At 47.3% G+C, this 24,287-nt stretch carries 21 protein-coding genes; 12 read left to right on the top strand and 9 right to left on the bottom strand.

What is annotated here, in order from left to right:
• Positions 1–5: 5 nt before the first annotated feature.
• From CFT61_RS11535 to pheS, 4 genes are all read right to left on the bottom strand, one after another.
• Positions 6–1,571, bottom strand: coding sequence for an acyl-CoA carboxylase subunit beta (locus tag CFT61_RS11535; RefSeq protein ID WP_089544577.1), 1,566 nt, complete (start codon positions 1,569–1,571; stop codon positions 6–8).
• A 240-nt stretch (positions 1,572–1,811) separates the two neighbouring features.
• On the bottom strand, positions 1,812–4,229 hold the full coding sequence (locus CFT61_RS11530) for a TonB-dependent receptor (protein WP_089544576.1): 2,418 nt from the start codon (positions 4,227–4,229) through the stop codon (positions 1,812–1,814).
• A 142-nt stretch (positions 4,230–4,371) separates the two neighbouring features.
• The gene (locus CFT61_RS11525; RefSeq protein ID WP_089544575.1) at positions 4,372–4,923 is read right to left on the bottom strand and encodes a DUF3332 domain-containing protein; all 552 of its coding nucleotides are present in this window, start codon (positions 4,921–4,923) and stop codon (positions 4,372–4,374) included.
• 19 nt (positions 4,924–4,942) lie between these two features.
• Positions 4,943–5,983: a phenylalanine--tRNA ligase subunit alpha gene (gene pheS, locus CFT61_RS11520; RefSeq protein WP_089544574.1), complete on the bottom strand. Its 1,041-nt coding sequence runs from the start codon at positions 5,981–5,983 to the stop codon at positions 4,943–4,945.
• A gap of 181 nt (positions 5,984–6,164) precedes the next feature.
• Here pheS and CFT61_RS11515 point away from each other — a divergent pair, with 181 nt between their 5' ends.
• The 3 genes from CFT61_RS11515 to CFT61_RS11505 are packed head-to-tail and all read left to right on the top strand — an operon-like array spanning position 6,165 to position 8,949.
• Entirely contained in the window at positions 6,165–7,022 is an 858-nt protein-coding gene (locus CFT61_RS11515; protein WP_089544573.1) for a DUF4348 domain-containing protein, read from the top strand.
• 32 nt (positions 7,023–7,054) lie between these two features.
• Entirely contained in the window at positions 7,055–8,110 is a 1,056-nt protein-coding gene (gene murB, locus CFT61_RS11510; RefSeq protein WP_089544572.1) for a UDP-N-acetylmuramate dehydrogenase, read from the top strand.
• A gap of 59 nt (positions 8,111–8,169) precedes the next feature.
• Positions 8,170–8,949 carry an MBL fold metallo-hydrolase gene (locus CFT61_RS11505; RefSeq protein WP_089544571.1) on the top strand — a complete coding sequence of 260 codons (780 nt, stop codon included), beginning with the start codon at positions 8,170–8,172 and terminating at the stop codon, positions 8,947–8,949.
• A 300-nt stretch (positions 8,950–9,249) separates the two neighbouring features.
• Here CFT61_RS11505 and CFT61_RS11500 read toward each other — a convergent pair whose 3' ends face one another.
• The 3 genes from CFT61_RS11500 to CFT61_RS11490 all read right to left on the bottom strand — a co-directional run bounded on the left by CFT61_RS11500 (position 9,250) and on the right by CFT61_RS11490 (position 10,187).
• The gene (locus CFT61_RS11500) at positions 9,250–9,549 is read right to left on the bottom strand and encodes a hypothetical protein (protein WP_367379341.1); all 300 of its coding nucleotides are present in this window, start codon (positions 9,547–9,549) and stop codon (positions 9,250–9,252) included.
• A gap of 9 nt (positions 9,550–9,558) precedes the next feature.
• The gene (locus tag CFT61_RS11495; protein ID WP_089544570.1) at positions 9,559–9,909 is read right to left on the bottom strand and encodes a phage holin family protein; all 351 of its coding nucleotides are present in this window, start codon (positions 9,907–9,909) and stop codon (positions 9,559–9,561) included.
• A 65-nt stretch (positions 9,910–9,974) separates the two neighbouring features.
• Complete coding sequence (locus CFT61_RS11490; protein WP_089544569.1) at positions 9,975–10,187, bottom strand: YtxH domain-containing protein; 213 nt, start codon at positions 10,185–10,187, stop codon at positions 9,975–9,977.
• 381 nt (positions 10,188–10,568) lie between these two features.
• On the opposite strand from CFT61_RS11490, the gene CFT61_RS11485 reads away from it, so the two are divergent.
• The 4 genes from CFT61_RS11485 to CFT61_RS11470 are packed head-to-tail and all read left to right on the top strand — an operon-like array spanning position 10,569 to position 14,021.
• The gene (locus CFT61_RS11485) at positions 10,569–11,051 is read left to right on the top strand and encodes an SPOR domain-containing protein (protein WP_089544568.1); all 483 of its coding nucleotides are present in this window, start codon (positions 10,569–10,571) and stop codon (positions 11,049–11,051) included.
• A gap of 41 nt (positions 11,052–11,092) precedes the next feature.
• Positions 11,093–11,506: a Holliday junction resolvase RuvX gene (gene ruvX, locus CFT61_RS11480; protein ID WP_089544567.1), complete on the top strand. Its 414-nt coding sequence runs from the start codon at positions 11,093–11,095 to the stop codon at positions 11,504–11,506.
• Positions 11,503–12,063 carry a peptide deformylase gene (gene def / locus CFT61_RS11475; RefSeq protein ID WP_089544566.1) on the top strand — a complete coding sequence of 187 codons (561 nt, stop codon included), beginning with the start codon at positions 11,503–11,505 and terminating at the stop codon, positions 12,061–12,063. Before ruvX ends, def begins: the two co-directional genes overlap by 4 nt.
• Positions 12,060–14,021, top strand: a complete 1,962-nt coding sequence (locus CFT61_RS11470) for a tetratricopeptide repeat protein (RefSeq protein WP_089544565.1) — start codon at positions 12,060–12,062, stop codon at positions 14,019–14,021. The genes def and CFT61_RS11470 overlap by 4 nt, the downstream gene beginning before the upstream one ends.
• Before the next feature lie 123 nt (positions 14,022–14,144).
• On the opposite strand, the gene CFT61_RS11465 is transcribed toward CFT61_RS11470, so the two are convergent.
• Entirely contained in the window at positions 14,145–16,364 is a 2,220-nt protein-coding gene (locus tag CFT61_RS11465) for a RelA/SpoT family protein (protein ID WP_089544564.1), read from the bottom strand.
• A 665-nt stretch (positions 16,365–17,029) separates the two neighbouring features.
• Between CFT61_RS11465 and CFT61_RS11460 the strand changes: the two genes are divergently transcribed.
• A complete protein-coding gene (locus CFT61_RS11460; RefSeq protein ID WP_089544563.1) occupies positions 17,030–18,607 on the top strand; it encodes a DUF4301 family protein in 1,578 nt (525 codons plus the stop codon).
• Positions 18,608–19,437: 830 nt separating this feature from the next.
• Here CFT61_RS11460 and CFT61_RS11455 read toward each other — a convergent pair.
• Positions 19,438–20,469, bottom strand: coding sequence for an asparaginase (locus CFT61_RS11455; protein WP_089544562.1), 1,032 nt, complete (start codon positions 20,467–20,469; stop codon positions 19,438–19,440).
• A gap of 285 nt (positions 20,470–20,754) precedes the next feature.
• Here CFT61_RS11455 and thrS point away from each other — a divergent pair, with 285 nt between their 5' ends.
• The 4 genes from thrS to rplT all read left to right on the top strand — a co-directional run bounded on the left by thrS (position 20,755) and on the right by rplT (position 24,194).
• Positions 20,755–22,707 (top strand): threonine--tRNA ligase, encoded by a 1,953-nt coding sequence (gene thrS / locus CFT61_RS11450; RefSeq protein WP_089544561.1) that lies wholly within the window; start codon positions 20,755–20,757, stop codon positions 22,705–22,707.
• A gap of 140 nt (positions 22,708–22,847) precedes the next feature.
• A complete protein-coding gene (gene infC / locus CFT61_RS11445; protein ID WP_089544560.1) occupies positions 22,848–23,534 on the top strand; it encodes a translation initiation factor IF-3 in 687 nt (228 codons plus the stop codon).
• 78 nt (positions 23,535–23,612) lie between these two features.
• Complete coding sequence (rpmI, locus tag CFT61_RS11440) at positions 23,613–23,810, top strand: 50S ribosomal protein L35 (protein WP_006846865.1); 198 nt, start codon at positions 23,613–23,615, stop codon at positions 23,808–23,810.
• Between the two features lie 39 nt (positions 23,811–23,849).
• The gene (rplT, locus tag CFT61_RS11435) at positions 23,850–24,194 is read left to right on the top strand and encodes a 50S ribosomal protein L20 (protein ID WP_089544559.1); all 345 of its coding nucleotides are present in this window, start codon (positions 23,850–23,852) and stop codon (positions 24,192–24,194) included.
• Positions 24,195–24,287 lie beyond the last annotated feature (93 nt).

The following is a 24,287-nucleotide window of genomic DNA, read 5'->3' as shown; positions in this document are numbered from 1 at the left end:
TATCATTACATTGGCATACAGCCATGCTTCTTAGCTGGCAAGCTCTGGCGCTTGGTTGCGAGCTGAGCCAAACCACGGCAGATGCGGAAACGGGTATTGCGTGGCTCGATGACATCATCGATGTAGCCATACTGAGCAGCCTGATATGGATTAGCGAACTTGTCGGTGTATTCCTGCTCCTTCTCAGCCAGGAATGCCTTTACATCCTCGCCAGCTTCCTTCTTAGCCTTAGCTTCCTTACCGCAGAGAACAGCAACGGCACCGCTGGCACCCATTACGGCAATCTCTGAAGATGGCCAAGCGAAGTTCAAGTCAGCACGCAACTGCTTGCAACCCATCACGATATGGCTACCACCATAGCTCTTACGCAATGTGATAGTGATCTTTGGCACGGTAGCCTCGCCGTAAGCGTAGAGCAACTGTGCACCGTGGAGGATGACAGCGTTGTACTCCTGACCTGTACCTGGCAAGAATCCTGGTACGTCAACCAGAGATACGATAGGAATGTTGAATGCATCGCAGAAACGGACGAAGCGGGCTGCCTTGCGGCTAGCGTTTACATCGAGTACACCTGCGTAAGCTGCTGGCTGGTTGGCTACGATACCCACGCTCTGACCATTGAAGCGGGCGAAACCGGTGATGATGTTCTTGGCGAACTTAGGCTGAACCTCGAAGAACTCTCCGTTATCAGTTACAGCGCCAATCACCTTATACATATCGTATGCCTGGTTAGGATCCTCAGGGATAATCTCGTTCAGAGTATCGTCCATACGGTCGATAGGGTCTGTGCACTCTATGCGTGGAGCCTCTTCTGTATTGTTGCTTGGGATGTAAGAGAGCAGGCTCTTGATCATCTCGATAGCCTCTTCCTCTGTCTTGGCAGCGAAGTGGGTAACACCACTCTTGGTTGCGTGAACAGATGCACCACCGAGGTGCTCAGCATCGATGTCCTCACCAGTTACGGTCTTTACAACCTTAGGACCTGTCAGGAACATATAAGAAGTCTGCTCCTTCATGATGATGAAGTCGGTCAAGGCTGGAGAGTAAACGGCACCACCAGCGCAAGGGCCCATAATAGCAGAGATCTGTGGGATGACACCAGAAGCGAGGATGTTGCGCTCGAAAATCTCACCATAACCAGCGAGGGCGCAGATACCTTCCTGGATGCGGGCACCACCTGAGTCGTTCATACAGATAACAGGTGCACCCATAGTCATTGCCATATCCATTACCTTGCAGATCTTCTGTGCCATAGTCTCAGAGAGAGAACCACCATTTACGGTGAAGTCCTGAGCATATACGTAAACCAGGCGGCCGGCTATTGTAGCACTACCCGCTACCACACCATCACCGAGGTACTGCTTCTTCTCCATACCGAAGTTGGTGCAACGGTGCAGCTTAAACATGTCGTACTCCTCGAAACTGCCAGCATCTACCAACATTTCGATACGCTCACGAGCTGTATATTTGCCACGTGCATGCTGCTTCTCGATGGCCTTCTCACCACCGCCAAGACGAGCCTGTTCGCGCTTAGCGATCAGCTCCTTAATCTTTTCTACTTGTTTGCTCATAATTAATTATTATGTATAATTTCTTTTTTCGTTTATAGTGATTTGAGATGATGGATATGAACCATCATCGCATAAATCGGGCACAAAGATACGAAAAAAACCGCAGATAGCGAACTATCTACGGTTAAATATTTAGAATAATGTGAAAAATCACCATTTTTGAGTGCTAAAACTCCCCGCTTTTAACTTCTTACTCTCTGCTTTTAACTCCTTAACTGTCTGCTTTTAACTTCTGACTTATCAGAATTCCATCAACACTCTTGCATTGAGCTGTCTGCCGGTGAGATAATTAGGCACGGCATACTGCTGATTTGTGACATCCGTTACCCAATAGTAGCTGTTTACATTGTCAATGCCGAAGAGATTGAGGCAATCTATGCCCACTGTAACATTCTTGAGGAATGTTCTGTGCTCATGATGGCGGTTGTCCAGTAACTGATAGCTCATTCCGATATCTGCTCGGCGATAGGCGGTGGCACGGAAACTGTTGGTTTCCAATTCTCTATGAGGTGCAGCGAATGGAAGTCCATCGGCAAAGGCAAGCTTGAGAGACAGGAGCCACTTCCTGCTGCCTGGGAAGTAATCGGTGAAGAAGAGGTTCACTGCATACCGCTGGTCGGTAGGAAGCGGGATGCTCTTGCCGTTGAGTTTCATCCTGGTATCCATCAGCGACAGGCTGAGCCAGGAATCCGTGCCGGGCACAAACTCGCCATAGAGCTTGAAGTCGAGACCTGCTGCATGACCGCTGCTTTCGTTCTGGCCGTAATAAACTACCTTTACATTGCTGACAGAGTAGGGCACCAGATTGCTCAATGCCTTATAGTAGGCTTCGGCAGAGAACTTGTATCTCTGTTCATTCACCTTGAACCGGTAGTCGTAACCGACAATGAAGTGGATGCTTCGCTGACTCTTGATCTTCCGGTTGAGCGAGGCGATGGTTACTCCATTGATGGTGGATGTATCTCTCAGCTCCTTGAAGAAAGGTGCCTGATAATAAAGTCCTGCAGCGAAACGGAGCGTCGTGTTCTCATGGTTTGCCGGAATGATGGCGAGGGAGACGCGTGGGCTCAGGATGGTTTCCCTGTTGAAGTTCCAATGGCTCAGACGAAGACCATAGTTCAATGTATAGCGTGTTTGCCTGATATCGCCAGACTGGGTAGAATCTCCTCCGCTAGTGAAATGGTAAGTGTCTTGAAGATAGGCTTCTATGCGGTTGGCATTCAACTTGTTTCTAGCCTTCATGGAATAGTACATATAGAGGTCTTTCCCGGTGTGAGGAATGCTGTATCCGGCAGAATCTCTCATCTCGTATTCTACGGAATTTTCTTCAATGTGCTCCCGTTTCAGCGTGACTGCAGTCTCCAAATCATGCTTCTTTACCTTATGTTTCAGCATCAGCTTGGCACTCATCACACGAGCCGTGAGATAGTTGCGGGCATGTTCGAAGTAAGTTCCTACACCCAGGTTTTCGGAGGTCTCGGTCTGGTCGAGCCAATACTGTCCCTGGATATCGTATTTTTCCTGTTCCCTGGTGTAGAAGGCACTGCCCAGGAGCGAGATGCTGGTGTTGGAAGTGATGTTGCGGGTGATGCCCAGTGTTCCGAAATAGGTGAGGAAGCGATCCTTCTCCTGACCATCGAAATATACTCTAAAGTTCTTGACGTTTTCCATTGTTCCGAAGGCGGTTTCACGGTCGGATGGTTCGAAATTGTAGTGGTTATCAGAAATGTTTCCGATGAAATCAATCTTCCAACGCTTGTTGGGCTGATAGCTCAGATAGGTCTGATAATCGAGATAGTTCGGCTTGTATTCTCCCTTGGTTTCCATCGAACCGAGCAGATAGGCTGTAGTCTTATATCTCACACTGTTGAGCCAGGACAGCTTCCGGGTTCCCAATCCTATGTAGGCGTCCGCTCCGAGCAGGCTGGCAGCTACGCTTCCTTCCAGGATGGGGTTCTTTCCCTTTGCCTTTAATGTCTTGTAGGTGATGTCGAGTGCAGAACTCATCTTGTCTCCGTATTTGGCTGCATATCCACCCGTAGAGAATCCGATTTTATCTACCATATAGGGATTGATGATGGAGAGACCTTCCTGCTGACCGCTCCGGACGAGATAAGGACGATAAACCTCCACATTATTTATATATACGGAGTTCTCGTCGAAAGCACCGCCACGCACATTGTATTGCGATGAAAGTTCGTTGTGAGTGCTTACGCCGGCTTGCTGCTGGATGATGCCTTCTACGGCATTGCTGTTAGCAGAAGGGGCCAGTCTGGCATCCTTGAGCTTGATTTCCTGCGTCTGGTCGGTCTGGATCTTTTCTCCCGTTACATTCACTTCTCCCAGCATGGCTGCATCGGTATGGAGGACGACTTGCAGGTTTTGCTTGCCTCGAGGTTTTCTCAGCACTCTAACCTTGCTCTTGTATCCTATCATGGAGAACTTGACCATCACGCTATCGGCAGAATGAAGGCGCATGCTGAACTCTCCCTTCAGTGAGGTAAAGGCTACCTTTCCCTGGCTTGCCACGGATACGGTGGCAAGCTCTATAGGATGGCTGTCTTCATCAGTCACCCTGCCGTGCAGTGTAAATTCCTGTGCCATCATCTTCAGGGTGGCAATCAGGCATATCGTGAGTATGAATAATCTCTGTTTCATACATTATCTAACGCAGAAACACCTTATTTATTATAATAATGAAGTAGAATAATGGAATGGATGAAAATAAAAAAGGTGAGTCATTTCTTTGATGACTCACCTTTTTCATATAGAGTAGGGTAGTATTTTACTTGTTGCAAGCTTACTTGTTGCAAGCAAAATACAAACCGTCGTTAACAGCCATGCGGAGCTGGTAAAGACCAATCTCGTTCTGCTCTACGTTCATCTTCTGTCCGTTAGGCAGGCAAGCCTGGATACTGCCATCCTCGTTGAAGCTGAAGAGCTCACGGATGTCGCCATCCTTGCTGTAAGACCAGCTCTTGTTCTTCTTGTCGAACACGAAGTAAGACTTCTCGCCAGCAGGGTCGGTAATCTCGTAGCCATTCTTCAGAGTCTTGATGGCATACAATCTGCCATCCTTGCCAGTAACTTTCTGAGTCTTGCCAACGTTGGCAATCACTTTGTCGCCAGTCCAGAACTCGATAGTGTTGAGTACAAGCAAGTCAGCTGCTGAGCAGACTGCATAAGCAGGGCTGATGACAATGAAAATCAACTCGTTGATGAACTTGTTGTCTGTTGCACGCTTGTTCCAGTTGAGCACATTGTTTGTCAAGCTGAAAGAGCCGATGCAAGAACTTAAGCACATTGAACCCAATGCGAGCGCAATGATGGTGTTAACTGTAATTTTTTTCATGTTGATTCTTATTAATGAATTACTTTGCTGATTCGAATTCACGCAGGAAGCGGGTATCGTTCTCAGAGAAGAGACGAAGGTCGCTCACACGATACTTCAGGTTGGTGATACGCTCCACGCCCATACCGAATGCATAGCCGGTATATACGTTGCTGTCGATACCACAAGCCTCGAGGTCGTGAGGGTCAACCATACCGCAACCCAGGATTTCAACCCATCCTGTATGCTTGCAGAAGTTACATCCCTTGCCACCGCAGATGTTGCAGGAGATATCCATCTCTGCGCTAGGTTCTGTGAATGGGAAGTAGCTAGGGCGCAGGCGGATCTTGGTATCTGCACCGAACATCTCGCGAGCGAAGGTGAGGAGCACCTGCTTGAGGTCGGTGAAGCTTACGTTCTTATCTACATAGAGACCTTCTACCTGGTGGAAGAAGCAGTGAGCGCGTGCGCTGATAGCCTCGTTGCGATATACTCGTCCTGGGCACAATACGCGGATAGGTGGCTCGTGGGTCTCCATATAGTGAGCCTCGTCGTTAGAGGTATGGCTACGGAGAAGTACATTCTTGGTAACATCGTCGGAGTCGGTCTTCTCGATGAAGAATGTATCCTGCATATCGCGGGCTGGATGATCGGCAGCGAAGTTCAGCATGGTGAATACGTGCTTGTCGTCATCTACCTCTGGACCCTGATAGAGAGTGAATCCCATGCGGCCGAAGATGTCGATGATCTGATTCTTCACCACGGTCAATGGATGGCGGGTTCCGAGCGCTACAGGATAAGCTGTACGGGTCAGGTCGATGTCATCGCTTGAAGACTCTGCCTCCTCCATCTGTTCTTTCAGACCATTGATTTTCTCAAGGGCTGCGTTCTTTAATTCGTTGATCTTGATACCAACCTCTTTTTTCTGGTCGCCTGGCACATTGCGGAAGTCGGCCATAAGGGCATTGATTTCACCCTTCTTGCTGAGATACTTGATGCGAAGCTGCTCTACCTCCTCTGCGTTCTGGGCAGTGAGAGCGTTGACTTCTTTCAAGAGTTCTTCGATTTTCTCTAATAACATATCTTATTATTTGTCTGTTTACAAAATTGAAGTTTAAGCGATTTGTCCGCCATAAATGGCTCGCAAAAGTCACTATTTCATCTATTTTGAGTGCAAAGATAACATTTTTTGCTTAAAATATGAAATATCTCAAAAGAAAGTTGTACTTTTGCATAGAAAATTTGAGAAATTTTATAAGTTTATGAAGAAACTCTCTTTGATAACAGTTATGTTGGCGGTGCTTACCATAGTTTGCTTCACCTCTGTAGGATGCACAGACAAGAAGCCGGCACCTGCCGTTGATTCGACTGCGGCTGATACTGCCGTAGCCGACACACAAGCTATGGACTCAACTGAGAAATTGATAGAGGAGACTCCGATGCCGAAGGCAGCTGATGAGTTGTTTGATGATTTCCTGTTCAATTTCGCAGCCAGTCGCAAACTTCAGATGGAACGCATCCATTTCCCTCTGGCAGTATATCGTAATGATAAATTAAAGAAGCACATCGCGAAGCGACATTGGAAGATGGAACATTTCTTCATGCGTCAGGATTACTACACGCTTATTTTCGATAACCGTAAGCAGATGAACCTGATGAAGGATACCACTATCGATCATGTGGTGATAGAGAAAGTATTCTATAGTAGAAAAGTAGTTCAGCAGTTCCTCTTCAACCGCATCAACGGTCAGTGGATGATGACCAGCATCAATTACAAGCCGATGTATCAGAATATGAATTCCAGCTTCCTGAAGTTCTATGGATCCTTTGCCACGGATACGGCTTTCCAGTCTCGCCATCTGCATAATCCGGTGAAGTTTACCGGTCCAGATCCTGATGATGATTTCAGTACGATGACGGGCGAGATTGAGCCTGAGACCTGGCCTGCTTTTGCTCCGCAGTTGCCTCATGGCATGATATATAATATCATCTATGGACAGAAATATACGGAGAGCAGCCAGAAAATCTTTGTGATTCGCGGTATTGCCAATGGAATGGAAACCCGTCTTACCTTTAAGAGAATCGGGGGTAGGTGGCAGCTGATGAAGCTGGAGATGTAGTTTTTAGTTCACTGTTAATAATTTGACCAGATATGAAGGATATCCGAGACTATAGCCTGTTGGCTCACAATACGTTTGGAATTGATGCAAAGTGCAAGCGATTCCTGGAATACTCATCGGTAGAAGAGGCACAGCAGATTGTGGCTGGGCTTACGGCTGCCGATCAGCCGCTGCTCATCCTGGGCGGGGGCAGTAATCTCCTGCTTACAGGTGATTATCAGGGCACGGTGCTCCATTCTGCCATCAAGGGCATTGAGGTGCTTGAGAATGGCGACTTGGCTGCTGCTGAGCATGATGATGCCCTGCTGAATCCTGATTGGGTGTTCCTGAACTGTGGTAGCGGCGAGGTTTTTGATGATGTGGTTGCCTATGCGGTTGAGCATGACTTCTATGGCGCTGAGAATCTGAGCATTATTCCGGGCGAAGTTGGAGCAAGTGCTATCCAGAATATCGGTGCCTATGGAGTAGAGGCAAAGGATATTATATATAAGGTGGAGGCTGTGGAGATTGCTACCGGCAAGTTGGTAGTTTTCGATAACAAGGATTGCCGGTACAGCTATCGCCAGAGCAAGTTCAAGCATGAGTGGAGAGATCAGTATCTCGTTACCCATGTCATCTATCGCCTGAAGAAGACTTATGCCCCAGATCTGGACTATGGTAACATCCGTGCATCTCTGGCGACTAAGAATATCGAACATCCTACAGCGCAGCAGCTTCGTGATGTCATCATCGAAATCCGCAATGCCAAGTTGCCTGATCCTAAGGTGCAGGGCAATGCGGGCAGCTTCTTCATGAATCCTATCGTAGAGAAGGCGAAGTATGATGCTTTGGCAGCCCAGTATCCGGGTATGCCTCATTATACCATCGACGAGGAGCATGAGAAGATTCCTGCAGGATGGATGATCGATCAGTGCGGATGGAAGGGCAAGAGCCTGGGCCGTGCCGGTGTGCATGACAAGCAGGCATTGGTGCTTGTGAATCGTGGCGGTGCTACGGGTGAGGAGATCGTCAATCTCTGTGAGACCATCAGGAAAGATGTGAAGCAGAAGTTTGGCATTGATATCCATCCGGAAGTAAATGTAAAGTGAAAAGTGAAGAACGAAGAGTGAAGAATTCGTTTGTTTTTCAGAGAAAGATTTGAATATTCATGAAGATAACAATATTGGGAACAGGAACATCTAGCGGTGTTCCTGTTTTAGGTTGTGATTGTGAGGTATGCCGCAGCAGGGATCCACGGGATAACCGTTTGCGCTGTGCGGCGATGATTGAGACCGAGCGTACCCGTATTCTGATAGATGCAGGACCGGATATCCGTCAGCAGCTCCTGCGGGTTCCTTTCCGCAAGCTGGATGGTGTGCTGATTACGCATATCCATTACGACCATGTGGGTGGTATCGACGATCTGCGTGGTTTCTGTGTGTATGGTGATATCAATATCTATGGCGATGAAATCACCACAGAGACATTGCCGCATACGATGCCTTACTGCTTCCCTAAGGACGCAGAGAAGCTCTATCCGGGTGCTCCCAAGTTGAAGCTGCATACCATCGTACCCCATCATTCCTATCAGATTGGAGATGTCGGGTTTATGCCTATCCGGGTGATGCACGATCAACTGCCTATCCTGGGCTATCGTTTCGGCAAGTTTGCCTACATCACGGATATGAAGTCGATGAGTGATGAAGAGTATGCTTATCTGGATGGCGTAGAGACCTTGGTAATCAATGCGCTGCGCTTCGATAAACCTCATCATAGTCATCAATTGGTGGATGATGCCATCCGTGTGGCGCGCAGGATAGGAGCGAAGCAGACCTACCTTACTCACGTTACTCATCAGATAGGATTGCATGATGCCGCCAATGCCCAGCTTCCTGCTGGTTTTTGCTTTGCCTACGATGGTCTGGAGCTGGAAATTGACGAAGAATAAGTCTTAATGAAATTGAAATAAATAAAAATACGCAACATGTAAAGTTAAAGAGTTCTAAGAAAAAGCATTTTTTTGAGAAAAAGCTTGTGAGGTTCACAGATTCTTTCTACATTTGCATGTGTGTTTTTCATAGTATTAGATTTAAGGTTAACAAGGTATTGGGTCACGGCGGTGACCCTTTTTTGTTTTTATACCCTAGTAAAGAGCCTAGTAAAGACACAAAAAATGCGGTCTTTTGCAAGGCCGCATTTCTTATGATGGTTTTCATTCATATCTTTCTCTTGAGATAGAAGGATTCTCTTATTTCTTTTTCTTGAATTTCCGGTAGAGCTTCCACGCCAGCAGAGCTCCATCGAAAGCTCCCATACCAATAGACATCATACTTTGCAGTCTCTTGCCTCTGCTTGCGTCTTTCTTGAAGGCGTCAGGCTTGGTGAAGAGAGAGTTCCACAAGGTCTTGATCTTCTTGTCGTCTGCCTCTATGCTTTTGCGAAGTGCTTCCTTGCGCAGTCTGATGTCGTTGAGGCTGTTATACTGTGGGCAACTGTTGTCGTCGTCCAGGTACCTGTTGTCATTGTTTGGCTCATTTGTCATCATCATGCTCTTTATTTATTTTTGCATAAGCAGGCTTGCTAAGAATTTCACGAGTGGTTTTTCAATCCATTGATGTCGGAAAAGGATGAAGAGAACCAGTATCAATAAGTATGCTCCCGCCACGATGCAGAATGCAGGTGCCAAGCCTACGTAATCAGCCATGGCGAATGCGGCAGCAAACGAAAGATATATCAGAGCCAAGGCGAGGAGAGCCAGCAGCAGTGATCCCATGATCAGTGCAGCGAGCAGTCTTACCACCTTGTCAGCTACATCGAGTTTCATATACTCAGATCTGAGCCCGATGTAATGCTTGAGCACCTCTACGAGTTGCCCGATGGTTTCTACATTCTTATCGCTCGAAAACATTCTTATCGCTTATTCAAGTAATAATATGTTGTACTTGTCGAAATCTCAGGGTAGTTGGGTGGGGCTTAAACCTCAGGGGCAACATCCTTGATATCGTCAACCAGGTCGTCAACGTCCTTGCGTGTCAACTTGATGTCGTGCTTCTTGCAGAAATCTTCTACAGCTCCAGCAATCTTGCTGCGAGTATCTTCACCCTTCTCAGGAGCAAAAATCATACCGAGTGCTGTACCAGCGATAGCGCCACCGAGGAATGCGCCAATGTAACCTAATGCCTTCATAATCTAAAAGTTTTAAATGTTATACAATATATTGATGTTAATTGTGTGATAGCGATGGCATTTTGGAGTTTTTGCGTCCAGATGCACTTATTTCGCTTATCATTTGCAAATATACTAATTATTCTTCAAAAAACAAGCTTTTAAGTCTTAATATTTCGTTAAAAATGTTGTTTTACGTAATGTTTAACAATCTTTATGCTGAAAACGTTTCTTTCTTTGGGATATATTTTGTATTTTCGCAGAATAAAAGCGTAAGGCTATGTATTGCCCCTATATATAATAAGGTGTAGGCTGAACTCAAGTTGAGACGGCACCTATATATAATAAGGAGAAGCAATATAAAATATTTAAGTAAACACAAATACAATTTTAGAAAAGATTATGAAGAAATTATCAGTTTTGAGCTTAGGATTGTGTGCTGTTCTGGCACTCGCAAGTTGTGGTACATCTAAGGAAAGTGCCTACAAGAAGGCATACGAGAAGGCACAGCAGCAGGAGGCTCAGCAGGAACCAGCTGTTCAGGAACCAGTAGTTACTCCATTGGAAACAACAACTCCTACAGAGAGCACAACTACAGAAGTTGATAATGCTACTGTTCGCCAGGAGAATGTAGATCTCATCTCAGGTTCTGGTCTGCAGAACTTCAGCGTAGTAGTAGGTTCTTTCTCTCTGAAGGCTAATGCTGAGGGATTGGCTAGCACTCTGAAGAGCGCTGGTTATGATTCTCAGATCGTTTACAACAGTGCACGTAACATGTATCGTGTCATTGCTTCTACATTCGTAGATAAGGCTGGTGCAGTGAAGAGCCGCAACGAGCTCCGCGCTGGCAAGTATCCAGATGCTTGGTTGCTTTTGAAGAAGTAATTTTCACGTTTCACATAGAAGATTAGAAATTTCGTAACTGAATGCGAATTTTATCTATAGACTACGGTAAGAAACGTACCGGACTGGCAGTTACCGACCCATTGCAGATCATTGCTAATGGGTTGGCAACTGTTGCTACGCCCGAACTTTTCGAATTCTGCGAAGCCTATATCCAGAAGGAGCAGGTGGAGCGCATCGTCATCGGTAAGCCTACCCAGCCCAATGGGCAGCCTAGCGAGAACCTGGCGCGTGTGGAGAATTTCTTCAACCGCTGGCGCAAGGCTCATCCCGATGTGCCTATCGAGTACTACGATGAGCGCTTTACGTCGGTTTTGGCGCATCGTGCCATGATAGACGGCGGCGTGAAGAAGAAGACGAGAAGAGAAAACAAGGGATTGGTAGATGAGATAAGCGCTACCATCATATTACAAGACTTTATGCAATCAAGAAGATGATTTTACCAATTTATATTTATGGTCAGCCAGTATTGAGAAAAGTGGCTGAAGATATCACCCCCGATTATCCTGAGTTGAAGGAATTAATCAATAATATGTACGAGACTCTCGATTCGAGCAATGGCATCGGTCTGGCTGCGCCTCAGATAGGCTTGGCTATCCGCCTGGTTGTCATCGATCTCGATGTGCTCAGTGATGATCTCCCTGAGTATAAGGGATTCCGTCATGCCTTCATCAATCCTCATATCCTGGAGTATGATGAGGAGGCTGAGAAGGATTCTTCTGATGAAGGATGTCTCTCTATTCCTGGCATCAATGAGAAGGTGGTTCGTCCTACCCGCATCCATGTGAAGTATATGGATGAGCAGTTCCAGGAGCATGATGAGTGGGTGAGCGGCTACTTGGCTCGCGTGATGCAGCATGAGTTCGATCACCTGGAGGGCACGATGTTCGTTGACCGCGTGTCTCCTCTCCGTAAGAACATGATAGCTGGCAAGCTCAAGAACATTATCAAGGGTAAGTTCCGCTGCAGCTATCGTACCAAGATTCGTCGATGAAAAAGTTTATTTTCACTTTTGTGCTGGTGCTGGCGGCTTTGTCAGCATCGGCGCAATATAGAGTTGACCGCCTCGTTACGGCGGGCAGAAGTGCGCTCTTCTACGAGGACTTCGTTCTTTCTATCAAGTATTTTAATCTAGCCATCGGTGCCAAGCCTTATCTCTATGAGCCTTGGTATTACCGCAGTGTGGCCAAGTTTAATCTCGATGACTATATGGGTGCCGAGAGTGATGCCTCCGAGGCGATCAACCTCAATCCGTATATCAACGATATCTACGACTTGCGTGCCATCTGCCGCATCCGTCAGCAGCGTTATGATGATGCCATTGCCGACTATAATTCTGCCATCCGACTGGAGCCTCGCAACCGCAACTACTGGTTCAACCGTGCGCTCTGCCAGATGGAGGCGAAGAACTACGACAAGGCGCAGCTGGAACTTGATACGGTCATCACCAAATGGAAGGATTATTCAAATGCCTACTCCCTGAAGGCTGAGGTGTATCTGCATCAGAAGGATACGGTGCAGGCTGAGAAATGGCTCGACCAGAGCCTGAAGCTGAATCCATACGATGGTGATGCCTGGATTACACGTGCCTATATGGCGCTTGCCCGGAAGGAATGGAAGGTGGCTGATGAGGCACTCACCAAGTCGCTTCACTTCAAGCCGAACAATGTAAACAGTTACATCAACCGGGCATTGGCTCGTATCAACATCAATAATTTACGAGGTGCGATGAGCGACTATGATGCCGCTATCGACCTGGATCCGCACAACTTCCTCGCTCACTACAACCGTGGATTGATGCGTGTGCAGTTGGGTGATGACAACCGTGCCATCACCGATTTCGACTTCGTCATCAAGATGGAGCCGAAGAACTTCATGGCGATATTCAACCGTGCGCTTTTGCATGACAAGACGGGCAACCTGAAGGCGGCTATCCGCGATTATACTACGGTAATCAATCAGTTTCCTAACTTCTGGACGGGTCTTTCCGCCCGTGCTCATTGCTATCGCCGACTGGGTATGACGGCGAAGGCTGAGCTGGATGAGTTCCGTATCTTCAAGGCACAGATGAACAAGCATCTCGGTATCCAGCCTCGCTGGAGTGCGAAGACCAAGAAGGAGATGCGCAAGCGTTCGGAGATAGACCCAAACAAGTTCGCTTCCATTGTGGTGGATGATGAGCCGAAGTATGAGCATAACTACAAGAGCGAGTATCGTGGAAGAGTCCAGAACCGCCAGGTAGAGACTGCCTATCTGCCGATGTTCCAGCTTTCTTACTTCCCTAACACTCAGAATGTGAGTGGGGTACAGGCTTTCGACAAGGATGTGGAGGCGCTGAACCAGAAGATGAAGGACAAGGTTTATATCGTATGTTCCAAGGAGCAGTTGGATGAGAACAGTTCTATGAAGATCTTCTCTCTCATCGATAAGCTTTCGGCAGAACTGAGTGTGGCGAAGGATATTGAGCAGAAGAAGTCGATATTGATGCGTCGTGCCATCGCTCATAGCGTATTGCGCGATTTCGAGGCAGCCATCAGCGATTTCACCTATTATCTCTCGCTGGATGATAAGAATGCGCTGGCTTACTGGCAGCGTGCCGTCTGCCAGGCTGAGATGGATGAGTTCAACAAGGCTCAGGGCAAGGGAGTGGTGAATATCCATTCTGCCGAGGCTGATTTCAGCGATGCCATCCGCCTGAACAGCAACAATGCCTACATCTATTATAACAGAGGTAATCTGCATGCCGGAAGAAACGAGCTTTCCAAGGCGATAGATGATTATACCATTGCGCTGAAGATAGACAACCGTCTGGCTGAGGCGTATTATAATAGAGGTATCGCCCGTGCCAAGAGTGGCAACAAGCAGGCTGGTATCCAGGATCTCTCGAAGGCTGGAGAGCTGGGCTTGTATGATGCCTACTCGGTAATCAAGCGGTTGAATAAGACGAAATAAGTGCTTGAACAAGATGAAATAATAATAAAAAAATCCCGCAGATTGATAGTCTGCGGGATTTTTTTGTAACATTGATTTTTATGCTTTCCAATACGATTGGTTTTATATTTTCTTTAAACCAATTTATATTCTCGTAACCTGCTTTACGCCCTTTACGGCGCTCAGTTTCTTGATGAGTGCATCCGTCTTGCCGGCATCATCAATCATCACCGTAACATTGCCCGAGAAGAGACCGTCCTTGGACGAGATGTTGATGCCTCTCATTACGAGCTTATCCTCTTTCGAGATGATGTTGGTGATGTTGCTCACGATACCGATATCATCGTTTCCGATGATTCTCAGGGTGATGGCATACTTCGATGTACCCTTTCCGCTCCATTTCGCCTTCACGATGCGGTAGCCGAAGCGGCGGCGCAGCTCCTTGGCATTCGGACAGTCGATGCGGTGGATCTTGATGCCCTTGCTGATGGTTACGAATCCGAAGATAGGGTCGCCGTAGATAGGGTGGCAGCAGTGGGAGAGCTCGAAGTCGATGCCCTTCAGGTGCTCGTCAATCACCAGTACGTCGTCGCTCTGCTTCAGCAGTTCCTCGGTAGGGTTCTCGAACTCGAAGTTCTCGGCACTCTCGGCAGGCTTGTTGGTGTTGCTGAGGTTGAGGTCGTGGTCACGCTCTTCGATGTATTTCTCCACCACGGTGTTTACGTCGAGTTTCTCTTCCGCTACATCCTTGTAGAAATCAGAGTTCTCCTTGTATCCCATCTTCTTGATGATGCGCGCCATGGTGCTTTCATCAATCTCAATCTTGCGGTTCTTGAATCGGCGCTCCAGCAATTCCTTGGCATAGAGTCCGTCCTTCTTCTGCGTTTCCTTCAGGGCGAGTCGGATCTTGGCCTTCGCCTTCGATGTCTGCACGATGTTGAGCCATTCTCTTCTAGGCTTCTGGTTGCTCTGGGTGAGGATTTCCACCTGGTCGCCCGAGTGCAGTTCCTGTCGGAAGGTTACCGCCTTGCCGTTGATTTTTCCGCCCACGCAGGTGTTTCCGATGCGAGAGTGGATGTAGTAGGCGAAGTCGAGCACCGTGGCACCTTTCGGGAAGTTCAGCAGGTCGCCCTTAGGGGTGAACACATAAACCTCGTCTTCCTTCAGGTCGGTGGTAAACTGGTCCATCAGCTGCAGGTCGTCGTTGCTTTCCAGGGCGGCACGGATGTTGGCAAGCCATTCGTCAATGCCTCCTTCTCCCTGTTTGATGCCCTTGTAGCGCCAGTGTGCTGCCAGTCCGTGTTCGGCGATATCGTCCATTCTTTCGGTTCTGATCTGTACCTCCACCCATTTCTTCTCCGGTCCCAGTACGGTGGTGTGCAGACTCTCATATCCGTTGCTCTTTGGCACGCTGAGCCAGTCGCGCATACGCTTTGGGTTCGGCTGATACATGTCTGTAATCAGGGCGAAGGTCTGCCAGCACTGCATGTATTCCTTCTCTCTTGGTGCGTCGATGATGATTCTGATGGCAAAGAGGTCATATACACCCTCGAAGGCGCACTTCTGCTTCTTCATCTTCTGCCAGATGGAGTGGATGCTCTTGGTGCGTCCCTTCATGTGGTATTTCAGTCCGGCAGCATCCAGTTTCTCCTTGATAGGCTGGATGAATCGGGCGATATAAGCATCGCGCGAAGCCTTGGTGGCATTCAGCTTCTCCTTGATCATATAGTAGGCATCGTGCTCCAGATACTTCAGGCTCAAGTCTTCCAGCTCGCTCTTCAGTTTGTAGAGACCCAGCTTGTGGGCGAGTGGGGCATAGAGGTAGCTGGCTTCCTCGCTCACCTCGTGCTTTGCCTCCTTCTGGTCGGTATCACGTATCTGTCGCATCACGTTCACGCGGTCGGCTATCATGATGAGGATTACGCGCATGTCTTCTGAGAAGGAGATGAGCAGGTTGCGGAAGTTCTCGCTCTCGATGATCGGGTTGCGCTTGTAGAGATCGTGAATGCGGAGCAGTCCGCTGATGATATGCGCCACGCTGTCGCCGTATTTCTTCTGGATGTCTTCGATGGTCTGATAGCCGTCGATGACGCTGGTCTGCATCAGGATGGCGATGATGCCGTCTCTTTTCAGACCGATTTCGTTCACTGCGATTTCTGCTGTCTGCAGGGCTGCGAGTATAGGGTTCATGCCGAAGACGTTGCGCTTGATCTGGTGGTTGATGAAGGCATGCTGTATGTCTTCACGCAGATGCTGCTCATCGCCCGGCTTGAATGTGTCGCCCACGGCGGTTCTCAGGCGCTCCAGGATTTGGAGTGTCTGTTCCTTTTCTTCGGATGTGAATTTAAAAGGTGTTTCGTTCATTGTCGTTCCCTCCCGTTGATTATATATTATTGAGTTGTTATAACTCGTCTATCCATTTCTGGCCAGACTTTGTGTTGAGCCAGATGGCGAAGCTGGCACCTATAACTGTCATGATAAACATGAATAATGTTATTAGTTCCATAACTTATATTATAAATTATCAATCCACTTCTGGCCCGACTTTGTGTTGAGCCAGATGGCAAAACTGCTGCTGATAATTAGCCCCAGCGAAAAAATAAACATTAATCCATCCATAATAATATTATTTATCGTTATACTTCATAATTCTATTAGCACAATATGCAATGATAATTGCAGATAGCGTACCTATGAACAAACACAGTAAATTGTATATGTTCAATTCTTGGTTTGTTACTAGTGGCGATAAACCGCCAATTCCTACACCACTTAAGAATAATGTAGATACCCCATAGAGGTAATGTGATAGCCCCGACCTTCGGTCGTGCTCCTTTGATAATTTACTAACCATGTCGCAATATTCCATTTTAAATTTGACAAACAATGGCGTTTCAGCGTTAAAAAACGCGTACTTCGTTAAATTTTCAATGCAAAGGTACAAAAAAAAGCGGAAATATTTCTGATTATCAGAAAAAACTATTATCTTTGTAGCACATATAGTGTAAATTTAACATAAATATGGTATTATGAATCAGCAAGATCTAAACCAAATCGCTGCTCGCGGCATCTCCGAGCAGCAGATTGAACACCAGTTGGAACAAATCAAGAATGGCTTCCCATTCCTCAAGCTCGAGGGTGCGGCTGCCATCGGTAAGGGTATCATGGCTCCTACAGCTCAGGAAGTAGAGGACTACGAGAAAGCGTGGAACGACTACAAGGCTGAGGGTCACAAGATTGTGAAGTTCGTACCTGCTTCAGGTGCGGCTAGCCGTATGTTCAAGAATATGTTTGCGTTCCTGGATGCTCCATACGATGTTCCTACTACTGACTTTGAAAAACAATTCTTCGAGAATATCAAGAAGTTTGCTTTCCGCAAGGCACTCTGCGATAAGTGTCATGTAAACAACGAGAAGGGCATTATGTGCCTCATCAAGAAGGGCGATTACAAGGCTGTCGTGGCTAATCTTCTCAAGCCAGAAGGATTGAACTACGGACAGTTGCCTAAGGGATTGCTCCAGTTCCACGAGTATGAGGATGAGGTACGCACTCCGATGGAGGAGCACCTGGTAGAGGCTGCGCTCTATGCAAGCAGCAACGGCGAGGCAAACGTTCACTTCACCGTTTCTCACGATCATCTGGAACTCTTCAAGCAGATGGTAGCTGAGAAGGCTGATAAGTATGCACAGCGCTACGGCATCAAGTACAACATCTCTTTCTCAGAGCAGAAGCCTAGCACCGATACCATCGCAGCCAATCCGGATAATACTCCATTCCGTAACGAGGATGGCTCATTGCTGTTCCGTCCAGGCGGTCATGGCGCTCTCATCGAGAACCTCAACGAGATTGATGCTGATGTAGTATTCATCAAGAATATCGACAACGTGGTTCCTGATCGTCTGAAGGCTGAGACTGTTACCTGGAAGCAGGTGATTGCAGGTGTATTGGTTACTTTGCAGAAGCAGGCATTCGATTACTTGAAGGTATTGGATTCCGGACAGTACAACCACGAGAAGCTGGAGGAGATTATCCGCTTCGTTCAGCGCGACCTCTGCTGCCGCAAGGCTGATATCAAGGAGCTGGAGGATGCCGAACTGGTTATCTATCTGCGCAAGAAGTTGAACCGTCCTATGCGTGTCTGCGGTGTCGTTAAGAACGTGGGCGAGCCTGGTGGTGGTCCATTCCTTACCTATAACCAGGATGGCACTGTAAGTCTTCAGATTCTGGAGAGCTCACAGATTGATAAGAACAACGAGGAGTATATGAAGATGTTTACCGAGGGTACTCACTTCAACCCAGTAGATCTCGTCTGTGCAACCAAGGATTACCAGGGCAATGCCTTCGATCTTCCTAAGTTCGTAGATCCATCTACCGGTTTCATCTCTAGCAAGAGCAAGAACGGTAAGGATCTCAAGGCCTTGGAGTTGCCAGGTCTCTGGAATGGTGCGATGAGCGACTGGAATACTGTATTCGTAGAGGTTCCTCTGGGCACATTCAACCCAGTGAAGACCGTGAACGATCTGCTCCGCGACCAGCATCAGGCTGTAGAGGGCGGCATCAAGCACGAGCATCATCACGGAGAGGGTGGCTGCTGCGGCAAGCACTAATCCCACACGGATATAGATACGATAAAGGCTCAATCTCCGATTCTTCAGTCGAGGATTGAGCCTATATTGTTTTGTTAAGAGTAGAGGTTTAGAAATCGTAGAAACTTATCTAGCTGCGAGATAACAAACCTGCAAGGACTAGATCTTGGCGCTTCCTTGATTTCACTCTTAAAGGATTCTTGATGTACATGCTATCCAGGATAGCTGTACCAGATGATTGATTGAACCAAAATTCTTGTTTCTTTTCTATTATTGGATTCTAGCTTTTCCGGGAGATTTCCTGGAGTTTGGCTTTCCGATAATACTTTTTTGCTCGAATTCTAGTTGTACCAGATTTCTCCGCCCAATAAAGTTGGATACTCTTCTGATGTTGTTCTTTCTACAGGAGCTGTAATCTCTACATACTCACCATACTTCTTTGCTTTACTCTGCATAATTTAAAAGGTTTTTTGTTGATTTATTAAACTTATTATTTGATTGATTGAATGAGATAGATTATCGTGGGCATTGCTGCCCATTCATAGTCATTTCATCTTTCCTTATCTTTATAGTCGTATTTTATTTCTGTTTCTTACGGCTGGGGAAGTGCAATCGATTGCAACAAATTTTGCTTTCTTGCTCCCAATAGCAACTTTTCACACTACAAAGATAAGAAAAATATCGGTACGATGATTTCTTTTGCCCCAAAAACGTCTATGAATTAAACTTTTTTAATTAAAACCGAATATTATCTGCAAAAATATGCGCTTTTTTCGTAACTTATTGAAAAAGAGCACCTACCTTCCGAAGAGGTAAGTGCTCCTGAGTAAAAGAATTAAATTTTACACATCTTATACCGTAATCTCGCCTGCAAGCGATTGCTTCAGCATCTCCCTTACCTTGCGGTTGTCATCATATCTGCCTTGCAGATACATCATCTTCGTTACCATCGCCTCTACCGTAGAGTCGTGGCCGCTGATTACGTGAGAAGTCTTCAACTGGAATCCGGCGCCGTATCTCTCCATCTCCACGCTACCTGTCAGGCACTGGCTGATGTTCACGATGTTCACGCCTCGGTGGGCAGCTTTGTCCAGCAGTCGCATGATCCATGGAGAATGAGGGGCGTTTCCCGAACCGAAGGTACGCATCACGATGCCTCGCAGATCCGGCGATTCCATCACGTGGCGCACGATGTTGTCCTGGATGCCCGGAAAGAGACTGAACACGATCACGTTCGGGTCGAGTCTCAGGTGGGGTATCATCGGCTTGTCGTAATCCGGAGTGAGGATGTGGTGTTTGTGATACTGGAAATTGATGCCCACGTCGCAGAGGTGCGGATAGTTGAACGATTCGAAGGCGTGGAATCCCTCGGCATTGATCTTGATGGCACGGTTGCCTCTGATCAGCTTGCCGTTGAAGAAGATGCATACCTCCGGCACCATCGGTCTGCCGTTCTCGTCCTTTGCCGATGCTATCTCGATGGCAGTCATCAGATTCTCCTTGCCGTCGGTACGCAGTTCGCCGATAGGCAGCTGGCTACCGGTCAGGATCACCGGTTTTGTCAGGTTCTCAAGCATGAAGCTCAGAGCCGATGAGGTGTATGCCATCGTATCCGTGCCGTGCAGGATCACGAATCCGTCGTAGTCATTATAGTTGTTGGCTATCATGCTCACGATTTCTGCCCATCTCATTGGGTCCATGTCGCTGGAGTCGATGGGTGGGTCGAATTTTCGCACGTCGATTTCTGCCTGGATGAGTTTGAACTCGGGCATGGATGAGACGAGATGGTTGAAGTCGAGCGGTTCCAGCACGCCTGTCACCGGGTCTTTTCCCATGCCGATGGTACCTCCCGTGTAAATGATGAGAATCTTTGGTGTTGCCATTTTCTTTGTTTCTTTACATTTTGTCACTTTATCGGCTGCAAAGATACGGAAAATATTTGTTTTTCCAAAACTTATCGGCTAAAAAAGCACTTTCTTTTTGCAAAGTGTTATGGATTATCGCTCAGAAAGCCGATGAAGACTTCAATATGTCACCGTTTTCACCCCGAAAATCCCCTTATATAAATAGGTATTAGCAAAGTTTAGCAAAATAAATGCATTTTTATTCGCTTGTTACAAAAAGAAATAGTACTTTTGCACACGATTTAATAAAAATACTAAGTTGTTATGGTAAAAATCACATTCCCAGACGGATCTGTTCGTGAGTACGAGCAGGGCGTTACTGGCTTACAAATCGCCGAGAGCATCTCACCGGCTCTCGCTCGCAACGTTGTATCTTGCGGTGTCAATGGTGAGACAGTAGAGTTGGATCGTCCTATCAATGAGGACGCAAGTGTAGAACTTTACAAGTTTGAGGATGAGCAGGGCAAGCATACCTTCTGGCATACTTCAGCCCACTTGCTCGCAGAGGCTCTTCAGGAGCTTTATCCAGGCATCCAGTTTGGTTTCGGTCCAGCTGTAGAGAGTGGTTTCTTCTACGACGTGATGCCTGCTGAGGGTCAGGTGATCTCAGAGAATGATTTCGCTAAGATCGAGGCTAAGATGATGGAGCTCGCCAAGAAGAACGAGCCTGTGGTTCGCAAGGAGGTGGCTAAGGCTGATGCGCTCGCTGAGTTCAAGGCCGACGGTCAGACCTACAAGTGCGAGCACATTGAGCAGGACTTGGAGGATGGTACCATCACCACATATACCCAGGGCAATTTCACCGACCTTTGCCGTGGTCCTCACTTGCTGAACACTGGTCTTATCAAGGCTGTGAAGATTACAAGTGTGGCTGGTGCTTTCTGGCGCGGTGATGCCAAGCGCGAGCAGATGACCCGTATCTATGGTATCAGCTTCCCTAAGAAGAAGATGCTCGATGAGTACCTGGTTATTCTCGAGGAGGCTAAGAAGCGCGACCACCGTAAGATCGGTAAGGAGATGGAACTCTTCATGTTCTCTGAGCGTGTAGGTAAGGGTCTTCCTATCTGGTTGCCAAAGGGCACTCAGCTCCGCCTCCGCTTGCAGGAGTTGCTCCGTTCGCTTCTGAAGCCTTATAACTATCAGGAGGTTATCTGCCCTGGTATCGGCGGCAAGAGCCTCTATGTTACATCTGGTCACTATGCTCACTATGGCAAGGATGCATTCCAGCCTATCCAGACTCCGGAGGAGGATGAGGAGTATATGCTCAAGCCAATGAACTGTCCTCACCACTGCGAGGTCTACGCCCGTAAGCCTCGTTCTTACAAGGATCTTCCTTTACGTATCGCTGAGTTCGGTACTGTGTTCCGTTATGAGAAGAGCGGTGAGCTCCACGGTTTGACTCGTGTTCGTACATTTACTCAGGATGATGCTCACATCTTCGTTCGTTCAGATCAGGTGAAGTCGGAATTCGAGAATGTAATCGACGTAATCCTGAAGGTATTCAAGATCTTCGGTTTCGAGAACTACGAGGCACAGATTTCTCTCCGCGATCCTAAGGATACCGAGAAGTATATCGGTTCTGATGAGATTTGGGAAGAGAGCGAGAATGCTATCCGCGAGGCTTGCAAGGAGAAGGGTCTTGAGACTCATGAGGAAGTTGGCGAGGCTGCCTTCTATGGTCCTAAGCTCGACTTCATGGTAAAGGATGCCATCGGCCGTCGCTGGCAGTTGGGTACCATTCAGGTGGATTACAACTTGCCTGAGCGCTTCAAGCTGGAATATACAGCCGAGGATAACTCAAAGAAGACTCCTGTGATGATTCACCGTGCACCATTCGGTTCATTGGAGCGTTTCACAGCCGTTCTCATCGAGCACACAGCCGGTCACTTCCCATTGTGGTTGACTCCAGACCAGGTTGCTATTCTTCCTATCTCAGAGAAGTTCAACGACTATGCTCAGAAGGTACGTCAGTACTTCGACAAGCAGGGTGTTCGTGCCTTGGTTGATGACCGTAACGAGAAGATTGGCCGCAAGATTCGCGACAACGAGTTGAAGCGTGTGCCTTATATGGTTATCGTAGGTGAGAAGGAGAGTGCTGAGGGCCTCGTTTCCATGCGTAAGCAGGGTGGTGGCGAGCAGGCTACCATGAGCATGGAAGAGTTTGCTCAGCGCATCAACGCCGAGGTTGCAGAGCAGCTGAAGGCAGCTGAAGAGTAAAAATAAGATATAAATCCGCAGGTTTCTTTGGAAATCTGCGGATTTTTTTAAAATAACCCGCTGAAAATTTGGTGGTTTCACGGAAAATGCGTAACTTTGCAGCCGTTTAATCAAAAAACGTTGAATATATCGAATAGTTAATGAAAAATGACAAAATGAAAAATCAGTACCGCGTAAACGAACAGATACGCGTACGTGAAGTGAGAGTAGTAAGTGAAGGCGGAGCTGAAGTGATGCCTACACGTAAAGCGTTGGACTTGGCACGTCAGCAAGAGCTTGACTTGGTCGAGATATCTCCTAATGCCCAACCACCAGTTTGCCGTATTGTTGACTATTCTAAGTTCCTTTACCAGCAGAAGAAACATGCTAAGGAAATGAAGCAGAAGCAGGTGAAGGTGGAGACCAAGGAGATCCGTTTCGGACCTCAGACCGATGAGCACGACTATCAGTTCAAGCTCAAGCACGCTAAAGAGTTCCTCAATGAGGGTAACAAGGTACGTGCCTACGTGTTCTTCCGTGGTCGTTCTATTCTCTTCAAGGAGCAGGGTGAGGTTCTCCTTCTCCGTTTCGCCAATGATTTGGAGGAATGCGGTAAGGTAGAGCAGATGCCAAAGCTCGAGGGAAAGAAGATGTTCCTCTACATGAGTCCTAAGAAGGCTGGTACAGCTAAGAAGAGCCAGCAGAAGATGGACCGTGAGAAGCGAGAGGCTGAAGCTAAGGCTGCTGCTGATGCAGAGCGCGCTGCCAATGCCGAGAAGAATGGCTTGCTCGCCAATGCCAAAGGCGGCGATGCCCTGAAGAAGCTCGTAGAAGGAACAGAGGATTAAGAAAAAAAAGATGCGTAACGCCCTGGTATATGCGTTGCCATCGCTATAATAAATAACAATTTAAAATTAAAAGTAAAAATGCCAAAAGTAAAGACTAATTCCGGCGCAAAGAAGAGATTCCGTTTCACCGGTACAGGTAAGATTAAGCGTCATCACGCTTTTCACAGTCACATCTTGACTAAGAAGACAAAGAAGCAGAAGAGAAATCTCCTCGGCGAGACTCTCGTAGACCGTTCAAACTTGAAGCAGGTTCGCGACTTGCTCTGCCTTCGTTAATTATTAACTTTTTAGTCGAACTTTTAAAGAAAAAAAATTATGCCAAGATCAGTAAATCACGTTGCATCTAAAGCAAAGAGAACAAAAATCTTGAAGCTCACTAAGGGTTACTATGGAGCTCGCAAGAATGTATGGACAGTAGCTAAGAACACTTGGGAGAAGGGTCTTACCTACGCTTATCGCGATCGTCGTAACAAGAAGCGCACATTCCGCGCATTGTGGATCCAGCGTATCAACGCTGCTGCTCGCCTCGATGGTATGAGCTACAGCCAGTTGATGGGTGCTCTTCACAAGGCTGGTATCGAGATCAACCGTAAGGTTCTCGCTGACCTCGCTGTTAACAACCCAGAGGCTTTCAAGGCTATCGTTGCTAAGGTGAAGTAATTTGAAAGATTTTTAAAGGAATCCTCAGTTATCTTTGATAGCTGAGGATTTTTCTTTTCCAGGGATGGCAAACTGGCCCCACACGCCCTGAAA

Origin of the sequence: Segatella copri (genome assembly GCF_002224675.1) — a bacterium.
GTDB classification, from domain to species: Bacteria; Bacteroidota; Bacteroidia; order Bacteroidales; family Bacteroidaceae; genus Prevotella; species Prevotella copri_U.
The sequence above is the reverse complement of the archived record's forward strand: the minus strand, read 5'-3'. Positions and strand labels throughout refer to the sequence as shown.

Bases quoted from the DNA above. Each gene is read 5' to 3' on its own strand.
- CFT61_RS11535 (WP_089544577.1), bottom strand. From the start codon at position 1,571: ATGAGCAAACAAGTAGAAAAGATTAAGGAGCTGATCGCTAAGCGCGAA.
- CFT61_RS11530 (WP_089544576.1), bottom strand. From the start codon at position 4,229: ATGAAACAGAGATTATTCATACTCACGATATGCCTGATTGCCACCCTG.
- CFT61_RS11525 (WP_089544575.1), bottom strand. From the start codon at position 4,923: ATGAAAAAAATTACAGTTAACACCATCATTGCGCTCGCATTGGGTTCA.
- pheS (WP_089544574.1), bottom strand. From the start codon at position 5,983: ATGTTATTAGAGAAAATCGAAGAACTCTTGAAAGAAGTCAACGCTCTC.
- CFT61_RS11515 (WP_089544573.1), top strand. From the start codon at position 6,165: ATGAAGAAACTCTCTTTGATAACAGTTATGTTGGCGGTGCTTACCATA.
- murB (WP_089544572.1), top strand. From the start codon at position 7,055: ATGAAGGATATCCGAGACTATAGCCTGTTGGCTCACAATACGTTTGGA.
- CFT61_RS11505 (WP_089544571.1), top strand. From the start codon at position 8,170: ATGAAGATAACAATATTGGGAACAGGAACATCTAGCGGTGTTCCTGTT.
- CFT61_RS11500 (WP_367379341.1), bottom strand. From the start codon at position 9,549: ATGATGATGACAAATGAGCCAAACAATGACAACAGGTACCTGGACGAC.
- CFT61_RS11495 (WP_089544570.1), bottom strand. From the start codon at position 9,909: ATGTTTTCGAGCGATAAGAATGTAGAAACCATCGGGCAACTCGTAGAG.
- CFT61_RS11490 (WP_089544569.1), bottom strand. From the start codon at position 10,187: ATGAAGGCATTAGGTTACATTGGCGCATTCCTCGGTGGCGCTATCGCT.
- CFT61_RS11485 (WP_089544568.1), top strand. From the start codon at position 10,569: ATGAAGAAATTATCAGTTTTGAGCTTAGGATTGTGTGCTGTTCTGGCA.
- ruvX (WP_089544567.1), top strand. From the start codon at position 11,093: ATGCGAATTTTATCTATAGACTACGGTAAGAAACGTACCGGACTGGCA.
- def (WP_089544566.1), top strand. From the start codon at position 11,503: ATGATTTTACCAATTTATATTTATGGTCAGCCAGTATTGAGAAAAGTG.
- CFT61_RS11470 (WP_089544565.1), top strand. From the start codon at position 12,060: ATGAAAAAGTTTATTTTCACTTTTGTGCTGGTGCTGGCGGCTTTGTCA.
- CFT61_RS11465 (WP_089544564.1), bottom strand. From the start codon at position 16,364: ATGAACGAAACACCTTTTAAATTCACATCCGAAGAAAAGGAACAGACA.
- CFT61_RS11460 (WP_089544563.1), top strand. From the start codon at position 17,030: ATGAATCAGCAAGATCTAAACCAAATCGCTGCTCGCGGCATCTCCGAG.
- CFT61_RS11455 (WP_089544562.1), bottom strand. From the start codon at position 20,469: ATGGCAACACCAAAGATTCTCATCATTTACACGGGAGGTACCATCGGC.
- thrS (WP_089544561.1), top strand. From the start codon at position 20,755: ATGGTAAAAATCACATTCCCAGACGGATCTGTTCGTGAGTACGAGCAG.
- infC (WP_089544560.1), top strand. From the start codon at position 22,848: ATGAAAAATGACAAAATGAAAAATCAGTACCGCGTAAACGAACAGATA.
- rpmI (WP_006846865.1), top strand. From the start codon at position 23,613: ATGCCAAAAGTAAAGACTAATTCCGGCGCAAAGAAGAGATTCCGTTTC.
- rplT (WP_089544559.1), top strand. From the start codon at position 23,850: ATGCCAAGATCAGTAAATCACGTTGCATCTAAAGCAAAGAGAACAAAA.